This is a genomic window from Burkholderia sp. HI4860 (assembly GCF_002223045.2).
GTDB lineage: Bacteria > Pseudomonadota > Gammaproteobacteria > Burkholderiales > Burkholderiaceae > Burkholderia.
Window position 1 is genome coordinate 3,467,919 of the sequence record NZ_NKFO02000003.1, and the last position, 19,576, is coordinate 3,487,494.

17 protein-coding genes and 1 pseudogene are annotated in these 19,576 nt (G+C 66.1%); 7 read left to right on the top strand and 11 right to left on the bottom strand.

Annotation, left to right across the window (positions count from 1 at the left end; genetic code table 11):
* The first annotated feature begins 58 nt into the window (after positions 1–58).
* Both CFB34_RS31530 and CFB34_RS31535 read left to right on the top strand, forming a co-directional pair.
* Entirely contained in the window at positions 59–685 is a 627-nt protein-coding gene (locus CFB34_RS31530; protein ID WP_034188683.1) for a DUF47 domain-containing protein, read from the top strand.
* Between the two features lie 10 nt (positions 686–695).
* The gene (locus CFB34_RS31535; RefSeq protein ID WP_046543500.1) at positions 696–1,706 is read left to right on the top strand and encodes an inorganic phosphate transporter; all 1,011 of its coding nucleotides are present in this window, start codon (positions 696–698) and stop codon (positions 1,704–1,706) included.
* Positions 1,707–1,854: 148 nt separating this feature from the next.
* On the opposite strand, the gene CFB34_RS31540 is transcribed toward CFB34_RS31535, so the two are convergent.
* Positions 1,855–2,949 (bottom strand): C40 family peptidase, encoded by a 1,095-nt coding sequence (locus CFB34_RS31540; protein ID WP_089440266.1) that lies wholly within the window; start codon positions 2,947–2,949, stop codon positions 1,855–1,857.
* A gap of 236 nt (positions 2,950–3,185) precedes the next feature.
* Complete coding sequence (locus CFB34_RS31545) at positions 3,186–4,988, bottom strand: PhoH family protein (RefSeq protein WP_089440265.1); 1,803 nt, start codon at positions 4,986–4,988, stop codon at positions 3,186–3,188.
* Between CFB34_RS31545 and CFB34_RS31550 the strand changes: the two are divergent.
* Positions 4,884–5,128 (top strand): annotated as a pseudogene (locus CFB34_RS31550) (hypothetical protein); the annotation flags it as partial. The gene CFB34_RS31545 and the pseudogene CFB34_RS31550 overlap by 105 nt on opposite strands.
* 192 nt (positions 5,129–5,320) lie before the next feature.
* On the opposite strand, the gene CFB34_RS31555 reads toward CFB34_RS31550, so the two are convergent.
* The 9 genes from CFB34_RS31555 to CFB34_RS31595 all read right to left on the bottom strand — a co-directional run bounded on the left by CFB34_RS31555 (position 5,321) and on the right by CFB34_RS31595 (position 13,684).
* Positions 5,321–5,782, bottom strand: a complete 462-nt coding sequence (locus tag CFB34_RS31555) for a peroxiredoxin (RefSeq protein ID WP_006756046.1) — start codon at positions 5,780–5,782, stop codon at positions 5,321–5,323.
* 107 nt (positions 5,783–5,889) lie between these two features.
* Complete coding sequence (locus tag CFB34_RS31560) at positions 5,890–6,786, bottom strand: polysaccharide deacetylase family protein (RefSeq protein WP_089440264.1); 897 nt, start codon at positions 6,784–6,786, stop codon at positions 5,890–5,892.
* 13 nt (positions 6,787–6,799) lie between these two features.
* Positions 6,800–7,855: a bifunctional UDP-4-keto-pentose/UDP-xylose synthase gene (locus tag CFB34_RS31565; protein ID WP_006482864.1), complete on the bottom strand. Its 1,056-nt coding sequence runs from the start codon at positions 7,853–7,855 to the stop codon at positions 6,800–6,802.
* The gene (locus CFB34_RS31570; RefSeq protein ID WP_089440263.1) at positions 7,852–8,799 is read right to left on the bottom strand and encodes a formyltransferase; all 948 of its coding nucleotides are present in this window, start codon (positions 8,797–8,799) and stop codon (positions 7,852–7,854) included. The genes CFB34_RS31565 and CFB34_RS31570 overlap by 4 nt, the downstream gene beginning before the upstream one ends.
* Positions 8,796–9,833: a glycosyltransferase gene (locus CFB34_RS31575; RefSeq protein WP_089440262.1), complete on the bottom strand. Its 1,038-nt coding sequence runs from the start codon at positions 9,831–9,833 to the stop codon at positions 8,796–8,798. Before CFB34_RS31575 ends, CFB34_RS31570 begins: the two co-directional genes overlap by 4 nt.
* Positions 9,834–9,839: 6 nt before the next feature.
* The gene (locus CFB34_RS31580) at positions 9,840–10,991 is read right to left on the bottom strand and encodes a DegT/DnrJ/EryC1/StrS aminotransferase family protein (RefSeq protein ID WP_089425586.1); all 1,152 of its coding nucleotides are present in this window, start codon (positions 10,989–10,991) and stop codon (positions 9,840–9,842) included.
* Between the two features lie 132 nt (positions 10,992–11,123).
* Positions 11,124–11,495, bottom strand: coding sequence for an EamA family transporter (locus CFB34_RS31585; RefSeq protein ID WP_011352303.1), 372 nt, complete (start codon positions 11,493–11,495; stop codon positions 11,124–11,126).
* A gap of 13 nt (positions 11,496–11,508) precedes the next feature.
* Positions 11,509–13,185 carry a glycosyltransferase family 39 protein gene (locus CFB34_RS31590; RefSeq protein WP_089440261.1) on the bottom strand — a complete coding sequence of 559 codons (1,677 nt, stop codon included), beginning with the start codon at positions 13,183–13,185 and terminating at the stop codon, positions 11,509–11,511.
* A 124-nt stretch (positions 13,186–13,309) separates the two neighbouring features.
* Entirely contained in the window at positions 13,310–13,684 is a 375-nt protein-coding gene (locus tag CFB34_RS31595; RefSeq protein ID WP_012328660.1) for an Mth938-like domain-containing protein, read from the bottom strand.
* Positions 13,685–13,999: 315 nt separating this feature from the next.
* On the opposite strand from CFB34_RS31595, the gene CFB34_RS31600 reads away from it, so the two are divergent.
* The 4 genes from CFB34_RS31600 (at position 14,000) to glp (ending at position 19,575) form a co-directional block, all read left to right on the top strand.
* Entirely contained in the window at positions 14,000–15,238 is a 1,239-nt protein-coding gene (locus CFB34_RS31600) for a pyridoxal phosphate-dependent aminotransferase (protein ID WP_089440260.1), read from the top strand.
* A 52-nt stretch (positions 15,239–15,290) separates the two neighbouring features.
* Positions 15,291–16,619, top strand: a complete 1,329-nt coding sequence (locus tag CFB34_RS31605) for a homoserine dehydrogenase (RefSeq protein WP_089440259.1) — start codon at positions 15,291–15,293, stop codon at positions 16,617–16,619.
* A 12-nt stretch (positions 16,620–16,631) separates the two neighbouring features.
* Complete coding sequence (gene thrC / locus CFB34_RS31610) at positions 16,632–18,083, top strand: threonine synthase (RefSeq protein WP_089440258.1); 1,452 nt, start codon at positions 16,632–16,634, stop codon at positions 18,081–18,083.
* Between the two features lie 244 nt (positions 18,084–18,327).
* Complete coding sequence (gene glp, locus CFB34_RS31615; protein ID WP_089440257.1) at positions 18,328–19,575, top strand: gephyrin-like molybdotransferase Glp; 1,248 nt, start codon at positions 18,328–18,330, stop codon at positions 19,573–19,575.
* Position 19,576: the final 1 nt, after the last annotated feature.

Here is a 19,576-nt window from a genome sequence, read left to right on the forward strand (position 1 = left end):
AAACGGTACAATGTCGCCCGTTTTCGTGACAGTAGTTTGACAATCTCTCAGGAATCCCATGTTCGGTCGATTCATGCCCACCGAGGGCAAGTTCTTTGAACTCTTCAACGCGCACGCGAAGCACATCGTTTCCGGTGGCCGCGAGCTCGAACTGCTGATCGACAATCTCGCCGACGCCGAGATTCACAAGCAAAACGTGCAAACCGCCGAGAAGGCCGCCGACAAGCTCACGCACGAGGCGATCGATCTGCTGCACAAGACCTTCATCACGCCGCTCGATCGCGACGAGATCCACAAGCTGATCACGACGATGGACGACATCCTCGACCTGATGGAAGACGTCGCGACCGCCGTGTCGCTGTACGACGTACGTTCCGTCACGTCGGAAGCGAGCCAGCTCGCGCACATCGTCACGCAGTCGGCCCAGCACGTGCAGCAGGCGGTCGGGTTGCTGTCCGACATGAAGCAATCGGCACAGATCCTCAAGCAGTGCGAGGAGATCGACCGCTGGGAGTCGGAAGCCGATCGCGTGCTGCGCGCGGCCATGTCGAAGCTGTTCCGCGAGGAAGACGACGTGAAGACGCTCATCAAGCTGAAGGCGATCTACGAGCTGCTCGAAGAGATCACCGACAAGTGCGAGGACGTCGCGAACATCATCGAAGGCATCGTGTTGGAAAACGCCTGAGCGGACCACGATGCATTCGATACAACTCGCCCTATGGATGGTCGCGGCACTCGTGCTCGTCGCGCTCGTATTCGACTTCATGAACGGCTTTCACGACGCGGCGAACTCGATCGCCACCGTCGTGTCGACCGGGGTGCTGAAGCCCCAGCAGGCCGTCGTGTTCGCGGCCGCGTTCAACGTGATCGCGTACTTCATCTTCCACCTGAAAGTCGCCCAGACCGTCGGTAAAGGCACGATCGACCCCGAGATCGTCGACCACTACGTCATCTTCGGCGCGCTGGTCGGTGCGATCGGCTGGAACGTGATCACGTGGTACTACGGGATCCCGTCGAGCTCGTCGCACGCGCTGATCGGCGGCCTCGTCGGCGCGGCGCTTGCGAAGTCGGGCTGGAGCTCGCTGAACATCGACGGGCTGCTGAAGACCATCGCGTTCATCTTCATCTCGCCGCTGCTCGGCTTCATCCTCGGCTCGCTGTTCATGCTCGGCGTGTCGTGGCTGTATTTCCGTACCGCGCCCAGCAAGGTCGACCGGCGCTTCCGCCGGCTGCAACTGCTGTCGGCCGGGCTATACAGCCTTGGCCACGGCGGCAACGACGCGCAGAAGACGATCGGCATCATCTGGATGCTGCTGATCGCGTCGGGCTATGCGTCGGCGACCGCCGATGCGCCGCCGGCGTGGGTAATCGGCGCGTGCTACCTGTCGATGGGCCTCGGCACGCTGTTCGGCGGCTGGCGCATCGTGCGCACGATGGGCCAGAAGATCACGAAGCTCAAGCCGGTCGGCGGTTTCTGTGCGGAAACCGGTGGCGCGATGACGCTGTTCCTCGCGTCGTTCCTCGGCATTCCGGTATCGACCACGCACACGATCACCGGCGCGATCGTCGGTGTCGGCGCGACGCAGAAGCTGTCGGCCGTGCGCTGGGGCGTGGCCGGCAACATCGTGTGGGCATGGGTGCTGACGCTGCCTGCGGCTGCGTTGTTCGCGGCCGGCGGATGGTGGCTCGGGCACCAGATCTTCTGATCGCCGACGTAGCCGGATCGACATCCGATGCGCCGCCAGCCGAAAGGCTGCGGCGCATTTTCTTTTGGAACGGGGAGTTCGCGGCGGAACGGGCGGGGTGGCGGCGGATACCGCCAATGTGATTGACTGTCGAGGTTCGGGCAACCGGTCAGTAGCTTCCGTTCGCAAACCGCGCGATCGGATCGTCTGCCGTACTGGTGCGCGGGCTGACGGGCGCGGATTGCGTCGATGCGCGCCATACCTGCACAGGTGCGGGTTCGATACCGCGCGGAGACGCCGCCGCGGTGGCAGGCGGCGGTTCGGCATCGAACGCGGCGGCCTGGGCGGCCGTGAGCGCCGTCGTCGGAATCTGCGTGCCGGACTCGACCGGGGCGGCAGGCGCTGCATTGGCCGTCATCGCGGTCATCCCATCATTCACTGACGTTGCCTGTTGCTGCGCGGCCTGCCTGCGCGGTGGCGGCGGTTCGTACGGATCGGCGGCCGGGGCCGTGGGTGCGGCTGCGGCGGTCGTCACGACCGGCGCGGCAGCGATGACCGGCGCAGGTGCAGGCGCCTGCGCGGTTCTCGCTTGCGACGAGGCATAGGCAGGCGGCCGCGGCGCGGCGGCAGTCACGACCACCGGGGCCGGTGCGGCAGCCGGCGCGCTGCGCGGCTCGTCGCGCTTCGCCTCGTAGGTCGGTGCATCGAACGGCGTCGGCGCCCCGCGCGGCGGCGCGACGCGGCGAATGCCGTCGAAACGCTTGGCCCAGTACGGGTTCGTCAGGTAGTCGAGCCGAACGGTGCCGCCCGTCGACGGTGCGTTGACGAAGCGCAGCTTGCCGACATAGATGCCGACGTGCGAATGCGGCCGTCCGGTCGTATTGAAGAAAATCAGGTCGCCCGGCGCGATCTGGTCGGGCTCGATCGACACGCCGCGGCCGCTCATGTCGGCCGTCGTGCGCGGCAGGTTCACGTCGGCCGCGCGGCCGATCACGTAGCGCACGAGCCCGCTGCAGTCGAAGCCGCTCGTCGGCGTGTTGCCGCCCCAGCGATACGGGACGCCGACGAGGCTCATCGCCTGGATCGAGATTTCTTCCTGGCCGACGCTGTGATCGACGAACTTCGGGAAATTGGCGGGGGCGGGGAACGCGCGCGGCGTCGTGATCCTCATGCCTGAATCGGAGCGCGATGCCGACTGCGGCGGCACGCTGGAGCAGGCCGCAAGCAGGGAAACGACGGCGACGGGAACCCAAATTCGAAGCATGGCAAGGCGGGCAAGCGCGGCGCGCTCGCGAATCGTATGACAACAGACAGACCCGATGGTAGACGCTCCGGCGGGGCTTAAGCAACCATTCTTGAGAATTTACTCGAAGTTTCGCGCGTAAACTGCGTTGTTGCGTGACGAAGCGTTACTTACGTCTTCGACCCCAAATAAAAACGGCGCTCCTGAGAGGAGCGCCGCGAGGCGTCGACAGCCGGCCGATCGGCCGGCCAGCCGCGTTACAGGATGTCCGACGCGTAGTCGGCGAGCCGCGAGCGTTCACCGCGCGCGAGCGTCACGTGGCCGCTGTGGCCCCAGCCCTTGAAGCGGTCGACGACGTACGTGAGGCCCGAGCTGCCTTCGGTCAGGTAAGGCGTGTCGATCTGCGCGATGTTGCCGAGGCACACGATCTTCGTGCCCGGGCCGGCGCGCGTGACGAGCGTCTTCATCTGCTTCGGCGTCAGGTTCTGCGCCTCGTCGATGATCAGGTACTTGTCGACGAACGTACGGCCGCGCATGAAGTTCATGCTCTTCACCTTCAGGCGCGAACGGATCAGTTCCTGCGTCGCGGCACGGCCCCATTCGCCGGCCGCGTCGTCGGTCTTCTGCAGCACTTCGAGGTTGTCGTCGAATGCACCCATCCACGGCTGCATCTTCTCTTCCTCGGTGCCCGGCAGGAAACCGATATCCTCGCCGACCGGCACGGTCGCGCGCGTCACGATGATCTCGTTGTAGCGCTTGTCGTCGAGCACCTGCGCGAGGCCGGCCGCGAGCGCGACGAGCGTCTTGCCGGTGCCGGCCTGGCCGAGCAGCGTGACGAAGTCGATCTCGGGGTTCATCAGCAGGTTCAGCGCGAAATTCTGCTCGCGGTTGCGCGCGGTGATGCCCCACACGTTGTTCTTGTGGTGGCTGTAGTCGCGCAGCGTCTGCAGCAGCGCCGTCTTGCCGTTCAGCTCGCGGACGATCGCATGGAACGTCGGCTCGCCGTTCTGCGGCTCGAGATAGACGAACTCGTTGACGAGCATCGACGCGACGAGCGGGCCGGTCACGCGGTAGTACGTGGTGCCCGTCTTCGTGTCCTGCCAGCTCTCCATGCCCTTCGCGTGCTTGGTCCAGAAGTCCTGCGGCAGTTCGCGCACGCCGTTGTACAGGAGGTCCTTGTCCTCGAGCACCTGGTCGTTGAAGTAGTCTTCCGCGGGCAGGCTGAGCGCGTGCGCCTTGATCCGCATGTTGATGTCTTTCGACACCAGCACGACCTGGCGATCGGGCCGGTCGCGCTGCAGCGCGCGCACGACGCCGAGGATCTGGTTGTCGGCCTTGCCTTCGGGCAAGCCTTCGACGGGCGCGATGTCCGCCAGCTTCGTCTGGAAGTACAGGCGGCCGAGCGCCTCGCGGCTGCCGAGGCGCGACAGCGGGATGCCGGCCGTGATCGGGCCGGCATCGGCGACGAGCGCGTCGAGCGTGCGGCTGACCTGGCGTGCGTTGCGCGCGACTTCGGACATCCCCTTCTTGTGGTTGTCGAGTTCCTCGAGCGTCATCATCGGCAGATAGACGTCGTGTTCCTCGAAGCGGAAGAGGCTGCTCGGATCGTGCATCAGCACGTTGGTGTCGAGCACGAACAATTTCTGCAGTTCGGCTTCGGCGGGCTTGCGGCTGCGCGACTTCGTCGCGGCGCCGGTATCGCGCGCGGGTGCGGCGGCCGGTTTGTCGGCAGCCGGTTTGTCGTTGCGTGCAACGACGGGTACCGCGGGTTCGGCGGGAGCCGGCATCGGCTGCAGCAGGGCGGCCGTCTGCTTGGTCTTGCGGCCGCGTGCGGGTGCGCTCGCGGCATCTTGCGCCGAAGACGCGACGGCGCGCAAGGGCGCGGCCGTGTTCGCGGCTTCGGTCATCGGTTGGGCCACGCTCGCCGGACCAAAGTCACCGGCTGTGGATGCGTCCCCTTCGGCGGATTTCTTCGCGGCTTTCGCGGGCCGCGCTTTCGCCTTGTATTCGTCGGGCGGCAGCAGGCTGCCGAGCTTGCTGGGGGGAGTAGGCAAAGGCATGGTGTCCCTCGGGAGGAATCGTGTCGCATGGCGTGCGCCGCTGATCGCATCCTGCGTGACGTAGACGCATGCAGTTTGCGCGCGGTGGCGCACAGGAAGTTCGTCTAGCCGGTTCGCCTAAGTGTCGATCAGCTCCTTGACGCGGTGAGGGCCGGACCGAGGCCCGGCGCGCAATCCATAAAAAAAGCCGCTGCCCCGTCGATAGAGGCATGCGGCTCAGCTGATACGGTCGTAATGCGCGTCAGGTGCCGGCAAGCATCGCAACGAGCACCGGCGCAGCTACGAGAAATATGGGGCGAACTGGCATTCATTGCGGCCCAATATAACGCGCCTCAAAGCGCTTGTACAGCACTTAGCACGTCGTCCACATGACCCGGTACCTTGATGCCGCGCCATGCCTGGCGAAGCACGCCGTCGGCGTCGATCAGGAACGTGGAGCGCTCGATTCCGCGCACTTCCTTGCCATACATTTTCTTCATCTTGATGACATCGAACAGCGCGCACAGCGCCTCGTCGGCATCGGAAATCAGCGGGAACGGCAGTTCGAGCTTTGCCTTGAAATTGTCATGCGAGCGCAGGCTGTCGCGCGACACGCCGATGACTTCCGCACCGGCTTTCTTGAACTTCGGATACAGATCGCGGAACTGCAGCCCTTCGGTCGTGCAGCCCGGCGTGTTGTCCTTCGGATAGAAGTACAGCACGAGTTTCTTGCCCTTCAGGTCGGACAGCGAAATGTCGCCGCCCGTGGCCGGTGCGGTGAAATCGGGAACTTGACGGTCAACTTCGACGGACACGTGTTTCTCCTGTTGTTATGGAAAGGCGCCGCTGCGGCGGCGCGGTACGGCGGGGCGTCGCGGCAGCGCGCCGCAAGGGCGGTGCGGCGACGCCGGCTCGTGCGAACTCAGTCGGGCTGGATGATCAGTTCGCCGGAGCGGCCGGGGATTTCGCCCCACGTGACAGGGTACGATGGCAGCGAGTCGCGGTCCAGCGTCGCGTGGTAGTCGCCCATCGTCGCGAACGTGTGGCCTTGCGCGCGCCAGCCGGCGAGCAGTTGCTCGAACACGGGCGCGAGCTTCTGGCCTTCCAGCTCCGCATGCAGCGTGAACACCTGGTCGTGCGGATTGGTTTCGGTGAACTTGAGGATGTGCGCGGCGACGTTGTGCGTGTCGATGCCGTCGATGCCGAGCACTTCGTCGAGCGTCGGCAACGTGGTGGGCATCTGCACGTGCGACAGCGTGCGGCCGTTGACGACGGGCAGGTACGGCGAATGACCGCGGCCGTCGGAGGCGTAGCGCATCCCCCATGCGTCGATCTGCTCGAACGCGGAATCGTTCATCTGCCAGCCGGCCGCGCCGTGCGTGACGGGCGGCGCGCCGAAGACCTCGATGAAGCGCGCGTGACTCTTCTGCATTTCACGCGCGGTCCAGTCGCGATCGCGTGCACGGACGTTGTCCTGCCAGTACACGTGATCCCACGTGTGGATCCCGCATTCGAAGCCGGCCTCGTGGATCGCGCGCATGTCGGCGATGGCACGACGGCCGATGTCGGGGCCCGGCAACAGCACGCCGTACATCAGCTGCTTCACGCCGTAGTGCTCGACCACCGACGTGCGCGACACTTTCTTCAGGAAGCCGGGGCGGAACACGCGCCGCAGCGCCCAGCCCGTGTGATCGGGCCCGAGGCTGAAGAGGAAGGTCGCGCGCGCATTGAAGCGGTCGAAGATGCGCGCGAGGTTCGGCACGCCTTCGCGCGTGCCGCGCAGCGTGTCGACGTCGATCTTGAGGACGATGCGAGCCAAGCGGACGTCCCGATCAGCCTTGCTGTTCGACGAGCGCGCGCGCGTCGGCGACGTGGCCGCGATACGCTTCGAAGATGTTGCGCAGCGCGTCGTCGAACGTCGCTTGCGGCGCCCAGCCGAGTTCCTGCATCGTGTTGTCGATCTTCGGCACGCGGTTCTGCACGTCCTGGTAGCCGTTGCCGTAGTAGGCGCCGGACGTCGTCTCGACGAGCTTCACCTGCTTGGCCGAATCGGCGTACTCGGGGAATTCCGCCGCCAGTTCGAGCATCTTGTGCGCGAGTTCGCGAACCGAGAAGTTGTTCTTCGGATTCCCGATGTTGTAGATCTTGCCCGACGCGACGCCGTCCTTGTTCTCGATGATCTTCATCAGCGCGCTGATGCCGTCGCCGATGTCGGTGAACGCGCGCTTCTGCGAGCCGCCGTCGACGAGGCTGATGTTCTCGCCGCGCACGATGTGGCCGAGGAACTGCGTGACCACGCGCGAGCTGCCTTCCTTCGGCGTGTAGATCGAGTCGAGGCCCGGGCCGATCCAGTTGAACGGGCGGAACAGCGTGAAGTTCAGGCCTTCCATCCCGTAGCCCCAGATCACGCGGTCCATCAGCTGCTTCGAGCACGCGTAGATCCAGCGCGGCTTGTTGATCGGGCCGTAGGTGAGGGCCGATGCATCCGGGTCGAACTGCTCGTCCGAGCACATGCCGTAGACCTCGGAGGTCGACGGGAACACGAGGTGCTTGCCGTACTTGACGGCCGAACGCACGATCGGCAGGTTCGCCTCGAAGTCGAGTTCGAACACGCGCAGCGGCTGCTGGACGTAGGTGGCGGGCGTCGCGATCGCGACGAGCGGCAGGATCACGTCGCACTTCTTCACGTGATACTCGACCCACTCCTTGTTGATCGTGATGTCGCCTTCGAAGAAATGCATCCGCTCGTGGTTGACGAGGTCGCCCAGCCGATCGGTCTGCATGTCCATGCCGAACACTTCCCAATCGGTGGTTTCAAGAATGCGCTTCGACAGGTGATGGCCGATGAAGCCGTTCACACCCAGGATCAGGACTTTTTTTGCTTTCATGAATGACGGGAAGAATGAATGAACTGCGCGAATTCCGCGGGCGTCACGACGGTTTCGCTGCCGTCGCGCTGCTGCCACAGCTCGAGAATGGATAGGGCGCGGCTGTCGCCGCAGACGCCGAATAGCGCATTATCGCTTACGTGCAGGCCGGGCGGCAAATCTGCCGCGGCGGCTGCCGCCGCGCTGCCGGGCGCCGCCAGGCGCGCGCGCGCGATCACGAAACGCGTGCCGTCGACGTCCGTGAACGCGCCCGGATACGGGGGCGCGACCGCGCGCACCAGGTTGTAGACCTGCGCGGCCGGCTTCGACCAGTCGATGCGGCCGTCCTCGGGCTTGCGCCCGCCGTAGTAGCTGCCGCTCGAGAGATCGTTCGGCAGGTGCGGCGCCTCGCCCGCGAGCAGCGCGGGCAGCACGCGCCAGAGCGTCTGCTCGGCGGCTACCGTGACCTTGTCGAACACCTGCGTGGCCGTGTCGTCCGGCAGGATCGGCACCGCGGTCTGGCCGATGATCGCGCCGGCGTCGGGTTTCGCCGCCATCTCGTGCAGCGTCGCGCCGGTTTCGGTTTCGCCGTTCAGCACCGCCCAGTTGGTCGGTACCCGACCCCGGTATTTCGGCAGCAGCGACCCGTGCATGTTGTACGCGCCCTTCGGCGCGATCGCGAGCAGGTCCACCGGCAGCATGTGCCGGTAGTAGAACGAGAAGATGAAGTCCGGCTGCGCGTCGGATACCGCGCGGCGCAGCGCCGGATCGGCGGGATCGGCCGGTGTGAGCACCGGAATGCCGTGCTCGGCCGCGACGGATGCGACGCTGCCGAACCAGATGTTCTCGTTCGGGTTGTCCTCGTGCGTGACGACGAGCGCGACGTCGACGCCGCGCGCGAGCAGCACCTGCAGGCAGCGCACGCCGACGTTGTGATAGGCGAAGACGACTGCGCGCGGCTTCATTGCGCGGTACCCGTGCGGTTCGCGCCGGCCGGCACCGGCGGCACGCCGTCGTGCTGCTCGAGCACGGCCTGGATCAGGTAGCGCGGCCGTGCACGCACCTGCTGGTAGATGCGGCCGACGTATTCGCCGAGCAGGCCGAGCGCGAAGATGATCACGCCGAGCAGGAAGAACGTGATGGCGAACAGCGTGAACACGCCTTGCACTTCCGCGCCGACGATGAAGCGTCGCACGAGCAGCAGCACGAACAGCGCGGCGGAGCCGAGCGACAGGATCACGCCGATGAACGACAGCCACTGCAGCGGCACGACCGAGAAACCCGTCACGAGGTCGAAGTTCAGCCGGATCAGGCTGTACAGCGAGTACTTCGACTCGCCGGCGAAGCGCTCCTCGTGCGCGACCTCGATCTCGGTCGGTTTCTGCGCGAACGTGTACGCGAGGGCCGGGATGAACGTGTTGACTTCGCCGCACACGTTGATCGTGTCGATGATGCGGCGGCTGTACGCGCGCAGCATGCAGCCCTGGTCGGTCATCTTGATGCGCGTGATGCGCTCGCGCAGGCGGTTCATCATCTGCGACGCCTTGCGCCGCCACAGGCTGTCCTGGCGCTGCTTGCGGATCGAGCCGACGTAGTCGTAGCCCTCGCGCATCTTCGCGATCAGCTTGCCGATTTCCTCGGGCGGGTTCTGCAGGTCGGCGTCGAGCGTGATGACGATCTCGCCGCGCGATTGCGCGAAGCCGGCGAGGATCGCCATGTGCTGGCCGTAGTTGCCGTTGAGCAGCACGACGCGTGTCGTGTCGGGACGGACGTGGAACTGATCGGCGAGCATCGCCGCCGAGCGGTCGCGGCTGCCGTCGTTGATCAGGATCACTTCGTATGACGTGTCGAGTGCGTCGAGCGCCGGATACAGCCGCGCGAACAGCGCAGCGAGGCCGTCTTCCTCGTTGTACACGGGGATGATGACCGATACTTCGGGCCGGCCGGCGTCCAGGTGCCCGGCGGCCGGATGCCCGGCGCGTGCTTCAAGGTGACTCATGTACGCTTATTTTCCGTATTGTTCACAAATCTGGTTGATGGCGTCGACCACGCGACGCACGTCGCCGTCCGTCATCTGCGTGAAGAGCGGCAGCGTGACGGTCGACGCGCCGTACCGTTCGGCGTGGGGGAACATGCCCTCCTTGAAGCCGCGTGCACGGTACAGCGTGAAAAGATGGATCGCCGGGTAGTGGATGCCCGTGCCGATGCCGCGTTCCTTCATCTGCGCCATGAACTCGGCGCGGGTGATCGTCAGGCGCTCGAGCGGCAGCGTGATCAGGAACATGTGCCAGTTGCCGTTCTCGAATTCGGCGATCGGCAGGCCGACGCCGAGCTTCACGGCCGCACTGCCGTCGAATGCGGCGAAGTAGGCACGCGCAAGCGCGCGGCGCTGCGCGGTGAAGCGTTCGATGTGCGGCAGCTGGCCGAGGCCGACGCGCGCGGCGACGTCGGTCAGGTTGTACTTGCCGCCGAGCACGTCGCAGTCCATCCCGTCGAAGCCCGTGCGCGTGATGCCCTGCAGCCGGTACTTCTGCGCGAGCGTCGCTTCTTCCTCGTTGTTCAGCACGAGTGCGCCGCCTTCGATCGTCGTCAGGTTCTTGTTCGCGTGGAAGCTGAACGACACGATGTCGCCGATCGCGCCGATGCGCTTGCCGTTCCACGTCGAGCCGAACGCCTGCGCCGCATCCTCGATCACGCGCAGCTTGTGTGCGCGCGCAATGGCGTACAGGCGGTCCATGTCGACCGGCAGGCCGGACAGGAACACCGGGATGATGGCCTTCGTGCGCGGCGTGATCGCCTGCTCGAGCTTGTCGAGGTCGATGTTGCGCGTGACGGGATCGATGTCGGCGAACACGGGCGTCGCGCCCGTCTCGAGGATCACGTTGCTGGTCGAGACCCACGACGCCGGCGTCGTGATGACTTCGTCGCCGGGGCCGACGCCCGCGATGCGCAGGCCGATCTCCAGCGTGCAGGTGCCCGAATTGAACGCGCGGACCGGACGGCCGCCGCAGTATTCGGACAGCGCCGCTTCGAATTTCTGGCTCTGCGGGCCGGTGGTGATCCAGCCCGAGCGCAGCACGTCGACGACGCCCTGGATGGTTTCCTCATCGATCTCGGGGCGGGTGAACGGCAGAAACGGAGCGGTAGTCTGGCTCATGAACGCTTTGGCCTGTAATGGCGTGTAATAAAAGGGTCGGGCGATCCCGGCCGAAACCGGCATTAAACACCGGTTGGCGGAATCGCACCGTGATTTTTTGTAGGCAGACGCTTAATGCGCGCGGCGGCCGGCTCAGCTTCGCGCGAGCACCAGCACGCCGATCAGGATGATGCCGATGCCGACGAGCCGCTGGACCGACAGCACTTCGCCGAACAGGTACCAGGCCGCGAACGCGTTGACGACGTAGCCGAGCGACAGCATCGGGTACGCGATCGACACGTCGACCCGCGACAGCCCGACGATCCAGACCACGACGCTCAGCACGTAGCAGCCGAGGCCGCCGATGATCGGCAATTGGGTCGCGATCTTCAGGCCGACCGGGATGATGTTCGCACGGCTGAATTCGAAGTGTCCAACGGCGTTGACGCCGGCTTTCAGCAGAAGTTGCGCACAGGCGTTGAGCATTACGCCGGTGATGATGCAGACGAACGAAACGGGATTCATGCAGCGGGCGTCCTTACGATTGCGGTTTCTCGACGATCACGCGGCGGTTGTCGCGTGCAATCACGCGCATCGGCACGCCTTGCTTGACCAGGGTGTCGTACTCGCCGGGCGGCATGATCGCGAGCGCATGGGTTTCCTGCTTCCAGCGCGTGATCCACTCGTCGACGGTCGGAATCCACTTGTTCGGCTCCATCGAGATCCCGAACGCGAGTTCGTCCTGGCGCTGGACCATGATCGTCGTGTGGCCCATGTAGAACGGGAACGTGTGATCGAGCATCTCGATCGAGTAGAACGGCGTGTCGGCCGGCAGTTTCGCCAGTTCGGCGCGCACGGTGGGCGCGAGCAGCGCGCCGGAGCTGTAGCGCCCGAATTCGTCGTGACCGGTGCCGCCGATCGTGCCGAACGCGAGCCAGGCGGCGCCGAATGCGGCGAGCGCGGCGGCCACGCCCGCGCGGCGGTTCAGCCATGCGGCCGCGAGCGTCAGCGCGGCCGCGACCGCGAGGCCCGCGTATAGCCACATCTGGAACGCGCGGTACAGCGCGTTCGGCGTGCGGGCATCGCCCTGGTACGCGAGGAAGATGATCCCGAACGCCGCGACGACGAGGAACACGAGGTTGCCGAGCAGGTGGCGGCGGAACCGGTCGGCGCTCATCAGCGGCAGGTATGCGCCGATGATCAGCGCGAGCGCCGGCGCGACCGGCAGCACGTACGAGATCAGCTTCGAATGCGACGCGCTGAAGAACAGGAAGATGAATGCGCTCCAGATCAGCAGCACGAGCATCGGCGAGAAGCCGTTCGGCTGGCGCGGCATCCGCAGCGCATGGCGGATGCTCTGCCATGCGACCGACAGCCACGGCAGGAAGCCGACCAGCAGCACGGGCACGAAGTAGTAGAGCGGGCCCGGGCGGTTCTGTTCCGGGGTCAGGTACCGGCGGAACTGCTGGACGATGAAGAAGAAGTTGAAGAACTCGGGGTTGCGCTGCTGGACGAGCACGAACCACGGCGTGACGATCGCGAAGAAGATCACGAGGCCGCTCACCAGGTACAGGCGCTTCCACAGCGCCCAGTCGCGCGCGATCAGCGTATAGAGCACGAGCACGGCGCCGGGCAGGATCAGGCCGACGAGGCCCTTCGACAGCACCGCGAACGCCATCGCGGCCCAGCATGCCCACATCCAGCCGCGTGCCGCGGCCGGGCGCAGCCCGGGCCGCTGCGCGAGCAGCAGCGAGCACAGCGACAGCGCCATCCAGAACGCGAGCCCCATGTCGAGCGCGTTGAAGTGGCCCATCAGGTTCCAGTACGGCGACGACGCGAGCACGACGGCGGCGAGGAAGCCCGACAGCGGGTTGAACAGGCGCGCGCCGGTGTAGCCGACCAGCAGGATGCCGGCGAAGCTCGCGACGGCCGTGTAGAGGCGCGCCTGCCATTCGCCGATGCCGAACCACGCGAACGTGAGCGCGTTCAGCCAGGTCTGCAGCGGCGGCTTCTCGAAATACTTGTAGCCGTTGTAGCGCGGCGTGATCCAGTCGCCGGTGACGAACATCTCGCGCGCCATTTCCGCATAGCGACCTTCGTCGCTCGGGATCAGGTGGCGCAGCCCGAGCGGCGCGAACCAGACGATCGCGAGCGCGATGACGAGGAGGACGAGCGTGATGCGATTGAGCGGTAGCCTCGACGGCGTATCGTTCATGGATTTTCAGCCTGTTGGTTGTTGTGACGGGCCGCCGGCGGGTTGCGCCGGGGGCGGGCGGCCTGGCCGGGCCGATCCGGGGGATCGACCCGCTGCGCCGGCCCGAGTTTTACCGCATCCGGGATTAACGTTCAATTAAGAGCGCGGCGGCGACTTTGCGGCCCTCGGCCATCAGGATGTTGTAGGTGCGGCAGGCGGCCTGGAAATCCATCGTCTCGACGCCGATCCGCTTCGCCGTGAGCGCCGCGACGAGCCGCGGGTGCGGGAAGCGCAGCCGCGCGCCGCTGCCGAAGATCACGAGTTCGGGTGTCGGGTCGAGCAGCATCGCGAAATGCTCGGGCGCGAGCGCGTCGAACGACGACACGGGCCATGCCTGGACCGGCGCGCCGGGCAGCACGATGACGCTCGTTTCATGGCGTTCGAGATTGACGTCGACATAATCGGGGCCGTAGCCGGTGACGGTGTTGAGCGCGCCGCTCGTGTCCTGGTGCAGTTTCAAATCGGTATTCCGCGGTTCCGTAGGGGAATGTATCGCAGGGCCACACGGGCCCGGACGGCCGGTTTCGCTTGCCCGGGCACGCGGGACGCCCGACGGTGCGGGCCCGGCGCGGCTATGGTGCATTGCGAAAGTCAGCCAAAATCCGCTAAATTATAACTTTTTGGTCGCCCCCGGGCGCCATTTGCGTCGCGCGTCGCCACAAGCCGCGCCCGACCGCCCGCTTTTTCCCAGTCTAGACAGCGCGCACAGACCGGCCGCTTTCCAGTTTTGATCCCGTCCCCCCGGCCGCAAGGCCAATCCAGGAACCGTGTCGTCGTGAAACCGATTCAGAAGTCGAACAAGCTGCTCAACGTCTGCTACGACATCCGTGGCCCGGTGCTCGAGCACGCGAAGCGCCTCGAGGAAGAAGGCCACCGCATCATCAAGCTGAACATCGGCAACCTCGCGCCGTTCGGTTTCGACGCGCCGGACGAGATCATCCAGGACATGATCCGCAACCTGCCGACATCGTCAGGCTATTCGGATTCGAAGGGCGTGTTCTCGGCGCGCAAGGCCGTAATGCACTACACGCAGGAAAAGGGCGTCGTGGGCGTCGGCCTCGACGACATCTACATCGGCAACGGCGCGTCCGAGCTGATCGTGATGGCGACCCAGGCGCTCCTGAACGACGGCGACGAAGTGCTGCTGCCCGCGCCCGACTACCCGCTGTGGACGGCGGCGGTCAGCCTGTCGGGCGGCACGCCGGTGCATTACGTCTGCGACGAGCAGAACGCGTGGATGCCCGATCTCGACGACATCCGCCGCAAGATCACGCCGAACACGAAGGCGCTCGTCGTGATCAACCCGAACAACCCGACGGGCGCGCTTTATTCGGACGAATTACTGCTCGAACTGCTCGAGATCGCGCGCCAGCACGGGTTGATCGTGTTCGCCGACGAGGTGTACGACAAGATCGTCTACGACGGCCTCGAGCACACGGCCCTGGGTTCGCTGTCGGAGGACGTGATCACCGTCACGTTCAACAGCCTGTCGAAGAGCTATCGCTCGTGCGGCTACCGCGCGGGCTGGATGGCCGTGTCCGGCCTCGGCGGCGACAACCGCCGGCACGCGAAGGATTATCTCGAGGGGCTCGGGATCCTGTCGTCGATGCGCCTGTGCGCGAACGTGCCCGGGCAGTTCGCGATCCAGACGGCGCTCGGCGGCTACCAGAGTATCAACGAGCTGATCGTGCCGAGCGGGCGCCTGTACAAGCAGCGCGAACTCGCGTACGACATGCTCACGTCGATCCCGGGCGTGACCTGCGTGAAGCCGCAGGCCGCGCTGTACATGTTCCCGCGCCTCGACCCGAAGCTTTATCCGATCCAGAACGACCAGCAGTTCATTCTCGACCTGCTGCTCGAGGAGCGCGTATTGCTCGTACAGGGCACGGGCTTCAACTGGGCGACGCCGGATCACTTCCGCGTGGTCTTCCTGCCGAACTTCGACGACCTGACCGATTCGATCAACCGGATCGCACGCTTCCTCGACGGCTACCGCAAGCGCCATTCGGCCTGAGCGGCACGGCCACACGGACTCACTCATTCTTACTCATTCGATCACACGCAGCATGGAACCGATCAAAGTTGGCCTGTTGGGCTTCGGCACGGTGGGCAGCGGCACCTTCACGGTGCTGGGCCGCAACCAGGAAGAAATCAAGCGACGCGCGGGGCGCGGCATCGAGGTGACGCGCATTGCGGTGCGCACCCCGGCCAAGGCGCTGGCCGCGCTCGGCGGCGACGCCGGCGCCGCGCAGATCACCGACGATTTCAATTCGGTCGTCGATGATCCGTCGATCGCGATCATCGCCGAGATGATCGGCGGCACGGGCATCGCGCGCGAGCTCGTGCTGCGCGCGATCGCGAACGGCAAGCACGTCGTGACGGCCAACAAGGCGCTGCTCGCGGTGCACGGCACCGAGATCTTCGAGGCCGCGCGCGCGAAGGGCGTGATGGTCGCGTTCGAGGCGGCCGTCGCCGGCGGCATCCCGATCATCAAGGCGCTGCGCGAAGGCCTGACCGCGAACCGCATCCAGTACATCGCGGGCATCATCAACGGCACGACCAACTACATCCTGTCGGAAATGCGCGATCGCGGGCTCGACTTCGCGACCGCGCTGAAGGCGGCGCAGGAGCTCGGCTACGCGGAAGCCGATCCGACCTTCGACATCGAAGGCGTCGACGCCGCGCACAAGGCGACGATCATGAGCGCGATCGCGTTCGGCGTGCCGGTGCAGTTCGAACGCGCGTACGTCGAGGGCATCAGCAAGCTCGACGCGACCGACATCCGCTACGCGGAAGAACTCGGCTACCGGATCAAGCTGCTCGGCATCACGCGCCGCGCCGAAAACGGCATCGAGCTGCGCGTACACCCGACGTTGATCCCGGAGAAGCGCCTGCTCGCGAACGTCGAAGGCGCGATGAACGCGGTCGTCGTGCACGGCGACGCGGTCGGCACGACGCTGTACTACGGCAAGGGCGCGGGCGCGGAGCCGACCGCATCGGCCGTGGTCGCGGATCTCGTCGACGTCACGCGCCTGCACACGGCGGACCCCGAGCATCGCGTGCCGCACCTCGCGTTCCAGCCCGACAGCCTGTCGAACACGCCGATCTTGCCGATCGAGGAAGTGACGAGCGGCTACTACCTGCGCCTGCGCGTCGCCGATCAAACCGGCGTGCTCGCCGCGATCACGCGCATCCTCGCCGAATCGGGCATCTCGATCGACGCACTGCTGCAGAAGGAGTCGGAGCAGGTCGACGGTGCGAATGGCGAAACCGACATCATCCTGATCACGCACGTCACGGTCGAGAAGAACGTGAATGCGGCGATCGCGCAGATCGAGAGCCTCGCGACGGTGGTCTCGAAGGTGACGAAGCTGCGCATGGAAGCGCTGAACTGAGCTGAGGACGACATGAACTACATCTCCACGCGCGGCGCCGGCATCGGCGAGCGCCACACGTTCTCCGACATCCTGCTCGGCGGTCTCGCGAAGGACGGCGGGCTCTACCTGCCGGCCGAGTATCCGACGGTGTCCGCCGACGAGCTCGCGCGCTGGCGCACGCTGTCGTACGCGGATCTCGCGTTCGAGATCCTGTCGAAGTTCTGCGACGACGTGCCGGCCGACGACCTGCGCGCGATCACGCGCCGCACGTACACGGCCGATGTGTACCGCAACACGCGCCATGGCGAGAACGCGTCCGACATCACGCCGCTGAAGGCGCTCGGTACCGAGAACGGCGCGCCGCTCTCGCTGCTCGAACTGTCGAACGGCCCGACGCTCGCGTTCAAGGACATGGCGATGCAGTTGCTCGGCAACCTGTTCGAGTACACGCTCGCGAAGCACGGGCAGTCGCTGAACATTCTCGGCGCGACGTCCGGCGACACGGGCAGCGCGGCCGAATACGCGATGCGCGGCAAGGCCGGCGTGCGCGTGTTCATGCTGTCGCCGCACAAGAAGATGAGCGCGTTCCAGACGGCCCAGATGTTCAGCCTGCAGGATCCGAACATCTTCAACCTCGCGGTCGAAGGCGTGTTCGACGATTGCCAGGACATCGTGAAGGCCGTGTCGAACGATCACGCGTTCAAGGCGCAGCAGAAGATCGGCACGGTCAATTCGATCAACTGGGCACGCGTCGTCGCGCAGGTCGTGTACTACTTCAAGGGTTACTTCGCGGCCACCCGGTCGAATGACGAACGCGTGTCGTTCACGGTGCCGTCGGGCAACTTCGGCAATGTCTGCGCCGGCCACATCGCGCGGATGATGGGGTTGCCGATCGCGAAGCTCGTGGTCGCGACCAACGAGAACGACGTGCTCGACGAGTTCTTCCGCACGGGCGCGTATCGCGTGCGCAGCGCGGAGAACACCTATCACACGAGCAGCCCGAGCATGGACATCTCGAAGGCGTCGAACTTCGAGCGCTTCGTGTTCGACCTGCTCGGCCGCGACCCGGCGCGCGTGATGCAGCTGTTCCGCGACGTCGAGGAGAAGGGCGGCTTCGATCTCGCGGCGAGCGGCGATTTCTCGCGCGTCGCCGAGTTCGGTTTCGTGTCGGGGCGCAGCAGCCACACGGACCGCATCGCGACGATTCGCGACGTGTTCTCGCGCTACGACACGATGATCGATACGCACACCGCCGACGGCGTGAAAGTCGCGCGCGAGCATCTCGACGCGGGCGTGCCGATGGTCGTGCTCGAGACGGCGCAGCCGATCAAGTTCGGCGAGACGATTCGCGAGGCACTCGATCGCGAAGCCGAGCGGCCGGCCGCATTCGACGGGCTCGAGGCGCTGCCGCAGCGTTTCGAGGTCGTGAAGGCCGACGCGCAGCAAGTGAAGGACTTCATCGCCGCCCATACGGGCGCATGACGCACGGCCGGGCCTGCGGGCCCGGCTGCGCAGGACGGCCGGAACGCCGATTCGTCGAACGGATCGGGGTTCCGGCCGTTTCGTTTGGCAACTGCCAAGCGGCGGTCGTCACAATGCGTTCGAAACAAGTGTCAGACCGGCGCGTTCGCGCGAATCACAGTTTCCGCATGGCCGCCATATCGCGCGCCCGCGCGACGGCGTCGCTACAATGACGTATTGAATTCAACGATCCCCGATTCCATCGATGTCGAACCCGAATCCCGCGGCGCCGCGCGCGCCGATGCTGTCGACCGCCGAGGCGCTCGCCGCGCTGCTCGATGCCGCGAAGCCGTTGCCCGGCGCCGAAACCGTCGCCACGCTCGACGCGCTCGGCCGCGTGCTGGCGGCCGACGTGAGCTCGCCGCTCGACGTGCCGCCGATGCATACGAGCGCGATGGACGGCTATGCGGTGCGCGTCGCCGACCTGCTGCATGGCGAGCGGCGCTTGCCGGTGTCGCAGCGCATTCCGGCCGGTCATCCGGCCGCGCCGCTCGCTGCCGGCACGGCCGCGCGGATCTTCACCGGCGCGACGGTGCCGCCCGGCGCCGACGCCGTCGTGATGCAGGAGCAGACGTCGGCCGACGGCGATGCGGTCGAGATCCTGCACACGCCGAAGGTCGGCGAATGGATCACCGCGCAGGGCGCGGATATCCGGCAGGGTTCGGTGATCCTGCCGGCCGGCACGCGACTCACGCCACAGGCGCTCGGCCTCGCCGCGTCGGTCGGCTGCGCGCAACTGCCGGTTGCGCGGCGAATTCGCGTCGCGGTGTTCTTCACCGGCGACGAACTGACGATGCCGGGCGAGCCGCTGAAGCCCGGCGCGATCTACAACTCGAACCGGTTCACGCTGCGCGGGCTGCTGGAGCGGCTCGGCTGCCACGTGACCGACTACGGGATCGTGCCCGATTCGCTCGCCGCGACCCGCGACACGCTGCGCGCGGCCGCGCGCGATCACGACGTGATCCTGACGAGCGGTGGCGTGTCGGTCGGTGACGAGGACCACGTGAAGCCGGCCGTCGAGGCCGAAGGGCGGCTCGCGCTTTGGCAAATCGCGATGAAGCCCGGCAAGCCGCTTGCGTACGGCGCGGTGCGCCGCGGCGACGATCGCCCCGACGCGCACTTCATCGGGCTACCCGGCAACCCGGTGTCGAGCTTCGTCACGTTCCTGCTGTTCGTGCGGCCGTTCCTGCTGCGCCTGTCCGGCGTGCGCGACGTCGCGCCGCGCGCGCTGTCGCTGCGCGCCGACTTTTCGCAAAACAAGGGCGACCGGCGCAACGAATTCCTGCGTGCGCGCGTCAACGCGGCGGGCGGCCTCGATCTGTTCCCGAACCAGAGCTCGGCGGTGCTGACGTCGACGGTGTGGGGCGACGGCCTCATCGACAACCCGCCGCAGCACGCGATCAGTGCCGGCGAGACCGTGCGTTTCATTCCGTTTTCCGAACTGCTGTCGTAAT